We start from the raw sequence: 5,033 nt of genomic DNA, 5'->3' as shown, positions 1-5,033 counted from the left end.
AGATCGGATATCCGATATGCGCCAGATGCACCCTGATTTGATGCGTCCTCCCGGTCTCCAGCCGGATCTCCATCCGAGCGCAGCGAAGATAGCGTTCGAGCCTTCGATAATGGGTGATGGCGGATTTCCCCGCAGGGTCGATGGCCATGCGGGTGCGTCGTTTGCGATCGCGAGCGATGGCGGCATCGATCGTCCCCGCCGAAGGAGGAATGCCGACGGTGATCGCCTCGTAGATCCTCTCGACATCGCGCCGCCGCAGCATTTCGACCAAGCGGGTATGGGCGGTGAGGGTTCTTGCGATCACCATCAGGCCCGAAGTGTCTTTATCCAGACGATGAACGATGCCGCAGCGCGGAATGTCGCGCAGGCCGGGGTCGAAGAAGATCAGGCGGTTGAGCAGGGTGTGGTCGCGATTTCCCGCTCCGGGGTGCACCACCAGATCCGGGGGTTTGTCGATCACCAGCACCTCGCTATCTTCATGGACGATGGCCAGCGCCCCGTCGCGAGCGACGAGGGTGTCATCCCTTGCCCCCTCGCATGCAATGTCCACCTTTTCTCCCCCGACGACCCGAGATCGAGGGCTCAAAGCAACGCCATCTACGGATGCCGCCCCGGATCGGATCCAGTGGGCGATCCGAGTGCGTGAATGCTCCGGAAAAAGCCTCGCCAACGCCTGATCCGCCCGCAGACCGGAATATTCGGTGGGGATCGTCGCGCAAAGCCGTTCGGGGTGGGACATCGCCGATGGTGATCTCGTTGGCCGGATGGGAAAGGGCGAAAGCGAGCGGTGGGGGTGCGATATTCGTCCTCGATCGTCATCGCAACGCATCGCGCTTTTTATCATGAGAGGGGATTCCCCGTCATCCCCGAGATGGATGTCGGGGTTCATCGATGCCCCAGATGCAATCTTCGGATCCTCATCATGCTATCCGACAATATAATCACGATGCCCTATCCATCGGCCCATCCGATCGACTTGCGATACGACTTGTCGGGATCCGTTCTCGTCGGCTCATCGACTTCGTTTTTCGATCCCCGTCGAACCATCGATGGGGATATTCGATATCGGGAGCGACAAGGCTTTTTTTCGGATGATAGCGATGAATGAATTCAAGGTGACGGCCTCTCGAAGGAGTTTTATCCCATGCGTTCGATCTCGGTCTTCGGTTTCACCCCCGCCGTTCTTTTATGCGGCCTTGTGATGCTCACCGGTTGCGCCGGCATCGATAACGAGCAGGATCCCACCAGCGGCTGGACGGCGCAACGGCTTTATGATGCGGCCCGAGAAAGCGCGGACAATCGCGATTTCGAGCAAGCCATCGACTACTATAAAAAACTGGAGTCCCGCTATCCTTTCGGTCCCTTGGCGCAGCAGGCGCAGATCGATCTGATCCACGCCCACTATCGCAACGAGGAGCCCTCGGTGGCGATCGCCGCCGCCGAGCATTTCATCAAATTGCACCCCCGTCACCCGAATGTGGACTATGCCTACTACATGAGGGGGATGGCTTATTTTTCCGGAGAGAGCTCGTTCGTGGAAAAGATCTATCCCCTCGACAAGACCGAGCGGGATATGTCGAGCGCCTTGGATGCCTTTCGTTCCTTCGAGGAGTTGATCCAGCGCTTTCCCGGCAGCCGCTATGCCGCCGATGCCCGCCAGAGGATGGTCTATCTGAAAAATACCCTGGCGGCGCGCGAAGCGCATATCGCTCGCTACTATCTGCGCCGAGGGGCATGGCTGGCGGCGGCCAATCGCGCCCGCTATGTGGTCGAGAATTATCAAGGGACTCCGGCGATGCCCGATGTTTTGGGAGTCATGGTCGAAGCCTATCGGCAGTTGGAACTCGATGATTTGAGCGAGGATGCGCTGCGGGTCTTGACGTTGAACTATCCCGAGCGGGCCACGTCCTATCGATGAATCCCCAAAGGGCTTGGATCGGGGCAAATCCCCGCCTTTGGTTTTCCCCCTTCGATTCGATGGAAGGGAAAGAAAGGCCTGATCTATGGGCTGGGCCGATCAGTCTGCGCTTTTTTTGCGATCTCATAGACGCTTCGAGATCGCCTCCCCGATCAACGCCGGGGAGCGCACTCCATGCACTCCGGCGGCTTCGAGGGCTTCGTATTTGGCATCGGCCGTGCCCTTTCCGGCGGAGATGATGGCTCCCGCATGCCCCATTCTGCGCCCCGCAGGGGCGGTGACTCCCGCGATATAGGCGACGACCGGTTTGGAGACTTCCTCATTGATGAAGGCCGCGGCCTCTTCTTCCGCGCTGCCGCCGATCTCCCCGACCATGACGATCCCGCGGGTATCCGAATCCTCCTCGAAAAGACGCAGACAGTCGATGAAATCAAGACCGTGGATCGGATCCCCTCCGATGCCGATGCAGGTGCTTTGTCCGAGTCCGCAGCGCGTGGTTTGATGCACCGCCTCGTAGGTCAAAGTCCCCGAACGCGACACGATACCGACGCCCCCGGGCAAGTGAATATGCCCGGGCATGATCCCCATCTTGCATTCCCCGGGGGTGATGATGCCGGGGCAGTTCGGCCCGATCAGCATCGAATCCGGGAAATGGCCGAGCGCCGCCTTGACCTCGACCATATCGAGCACCGGAATCCCCTCGCTGATGCAGGCGATGATGCGAATCCCGGCATTGGCCGCCTCCAAGATCGCATCGGCGGCGAAGGCCGCAGGGACATAGATCATCGTGGCGTCGGCCCCGGTTTGCTCGACCGCATCGGCCACGGTATCGAAGACCGGCCGATCGAGGTGGCGTTCGCCGCCGCGGCCGGGGGTGACACCGCCGACGAGATTCGTTCCGTAGTCGATCGCCTGCTGCGAGTGAAAACTCCCCTGACGCCCGGTGAAGCCCTGGCACAGGACGCGGGTATTTCGATCAATGAGAACGCTCATCGAGGGTTTTCTCCCGGGGTGGCGCGAGCGGCGGCGACGGCCTTGTCGGCGGCATCGGATAGCGATTCGGCGGCGATCACCGAGAGATCGGCCTGTTGCAGCAGTTCTCGTCCGCGCTCGACATTGGTGCCTTCGAGACGGGCGATCACCGGGAGATCGATGCCGGTCTCGCGCACCGCTTCGATGATGCCCTCGGCGATCAGATCGCAGCGCACGATCCCGCCGAAGATATTGACGAGGATAGCCTTGACCGACTCGTCGGAGGCGATCAACTTGAAGGCCTCGCTGACTTTTTTGGCATCGGTGCCGCCGCCGACATCCAGGAAGTTCGCGGGCTCCCCGCCGTGCAGCTTGATGATATCCATCGTCCCCATCGCCAAACCGGCCCCGTTGACCATGCACGCGATATCGCCATCCAAAGCGATGTAGTTGAGATCGAAGCGTTTGGCCTGCGCTTCCTTCTCGTCTTGCTGGGAGGGGTCGGCCAGAGCGGCCAGATTCGGATGGCGGGGAAGGGCGTTATCGTCGATATCGATTTTGGCATCCAAGGCCATCAGTCCGCCGCCTTCGATCGTGATCAGCGGATTGAGTTCGAGCAGGGCGAGATCGTTGGCGATGAAAGCCTTCGCAAGCCGCGCAAGGAGATCGGCGAGTTGCTTGCGGTGGTCGGCATCGAGCCCCAAGGCGAAGCCGATCCGCCGCGCTTGGAAGGGCTGCAGCCCGGCGGCGGGATCGATGAATTCGGTGACGATGCGATCGGGCTCCTCGGCTGCGACCTCCTCGATATTCATCCCCCCGGCATCGGAGGCGATGATCGCGATCCGACCCCTCGCCCGGTCCACCAACAGGCTCAGATAAAACTCCTGCGCGATCTCCGAAGTCGCCTCGATCAGCACCTTCGAAACCGGCTGCCCCCGGGCCGTGGTCTGTTTGGTAACGATGCGAGCGCCGAGCATCTCCCCCGCCAAGGATTCGACCTCGGCCGGAGAACTCGCCCGCTTCACCCCCCCCGCCTTGCCTCGCCCCCCGGCGTGGACCTGGGCTTTCACCATCCACCCCTCGCCGCCCAGGCTCTCGGCGATTTCGCGCGCCTGCCTCGGGTCGGCGGCGGCTCGGCCCACCGGCACCGGCACCCCAAATCCCCCGAGCAGTTCCTTGGCTTGGAATTCGTGCAGATTCATGGCTATCTCGATTCCCCGATATGTCGATGACGCCTCCTCGAACGAGGCCTCCGATCTTGGAAGGTTAACGCAAAAAGGATGGCCAAGACCCGATGTCGGCGCCTGCGGATTGCGATCCGGCCGGATGAAATCATCCCCCTTCGTACGCCATGGCGCATAATTCTTGTCGCCATCGCCTTGGCGAACCCCTTTTCCTCGATATCGAGTGCAACCATCGGTCAAGACGATTCATCGATGAAAGATTCGCAAAACATCGACCCCGCCGAGCCCCGCAGCGACTACGGCAGGTATTTGGTTCGAAGATCCGGGCGTCGCCTCTCGATCCTCGAAACCACTCTCTTGATCGCCCTGCTCGGCCTTGCGCTGACCTTGGGTTCGAGCGCCTTCTCCGATTGGCGCATCAAGGCCAGGGTGATCGATGCCACCCGCTTGATCGCTGACGCCCGCAAGGAGCTCGAGGATTCCTGCAACGAAGGCCAGGAGGTTTTGGAATCCGCCTCGCCGCCGACGGATTCCGATCCGCCCGAACCCGATATCGCGATCCCCTTGCCGGGCCATATCCGCGACATCATCGTCGAGCCGATCGGAGCGATCGAGGACCGAGCCCGAGCGGGCCGGATATCGATCGTCTTCGCGGCGATCGACGATTCGATCGAGGAGGGAGATCGTCTCGTCTTCACCGCAGATTGCCGCAAAGGAGCGACCGACTGGAGCATCGGCGGCGACCTGCCCTTGAAATACCGACCGAATCCATGATGCGGGTGAGTTCGGTCGATATACAAGGTTGATTTCGCACAAGCGCCGATATATTATTCTTGAAGTCGAGCAAAGAGCCGTTCCAATCTCGTATCCATCCAAAAGTAGAGAATATTCATCGCTCCGACTTCGATGATTGGGTGATGAATCGATAAGGATTGACCGATGAAATTTACCCCCCCCCC

Annotated in this window: 5 protein-coding genes; 2 read left to right on the top strand and 3 right to left on the bottom strand. The window is 60.6% G+C overall.

From position 1 onward, the window contains the following. Positions 1–739 (bottom strand): RluA family pseudouridine synthase (locus BF99_RS0119380; RefSeq protein WP_025772549.1); only part of this gene is annotated, 739 nt, incomplete at its 3' end. Between the two features lie 405 nt (positions 740–1,144). On the opposite strand from BF99_RS0119380, the gene BF99_RS0119370 reads away from it, so the two are divergent. Next, entirely contained in the window at positions 1,145–1,918 is a 774-nt protein-coding gene (locus BF99_RS0119370; protein WP_051482997.1) for an outer membrane protein assembly factor BamD, read from the top strand. A 123-nt stretch (positions 1,919–2,041) separates the two neighbouring features. Here the strand turns inward: BF99_RS0119370 and sucD are convergent, their stop codons facing one another. Beyond that, positions 2,042–2,911 carry a succinate--CoA ligase subunit alpha gene (gene sucD / locus BF99_RS0119365; RefSeq protein ID WP_025772543.1) on the bottom strand — a complete coding sequence of 290 codons (870 nt, stop codon included), beginning with the start codon at positions 2,909–2,911 and terminating at the stop codon, positions 2,042–2,044. Further along, the gene (sucC, locus tag BF99_RS0119360; RefSeq protein WP_025772541.1) at positions 2,908–4,092 is read right to left on the bottom strand and encodes an ADP-forming succinate--CoA ligase subunit beta; all 1,185 of its coding nucleotides are present in this window, start codon (positions 4,090–4,092) and stop codon (positions 2,908–2,910) included. Before sucC ends, sucD begins: the two co-directional genes overlap by 4 nt. A 234-nt stretch (positions 4,093–4,326) precedes the next feature. Here sucC and BF99_RS0119355 point away from each other — a divergent pair, with 234 nt between their 5' ends. After that, positions 4,327–4,848: a hypothetical protein gene (locus BF99_RS0119355; RefSeq protein WP_156013496.1), complete on the top strand. Its 522-nt coding sequence runs from the start codon at positions 4,327–4,329 to the stop codon at positions 4,846–4,848. Positions 4,849–5,033: the final 185 nt, after the last annotated feature.

The sequence above is a fragment of the Thioalkalivibrio sp. HK1 genome (assembly GCA_000583135.1).
GTDB lineage: Bacteria > Pseudomonadota > Gammaproteobacteria > HK1 > HK1 > HK1.
Note: the sequence above shows the minus strand (reverse complement) of the source record. Positions and strands in the feature narration are given on the sequence as shown.

Bases quoted from the DNA above. Each gene is read 5' to 3' on its own strand.
- BF99_RS0119370 (WP_051482997.1), top strand. From the start codon at position 1,145: ATGCGTTCGATCTCGGTCTTCGGTTTCACCCCCGCCGTTCTTTTATGC.
- sucD (WP_025772543.1), bottom strand. From the start codon at position 2,911: ATGAGCGTTCTCATTGATCGAAATACCCGCGTCCTGTGCCAGGGCTTC.
- sucC (WP_025772541.1), bottom strand. From the start codon at position 4,092: ATGAATCTGCACGAATTCCAAGCCAAGGAACTGCTCGGGGGATTTGGG.
- BF99_RS0119355 (WP_156013496.1), top strand. From the start codon at position 4,327: ATGAAAGATTCGCAAAACATCGACCCCGCCGAGCCCCGCAGCGACTAC.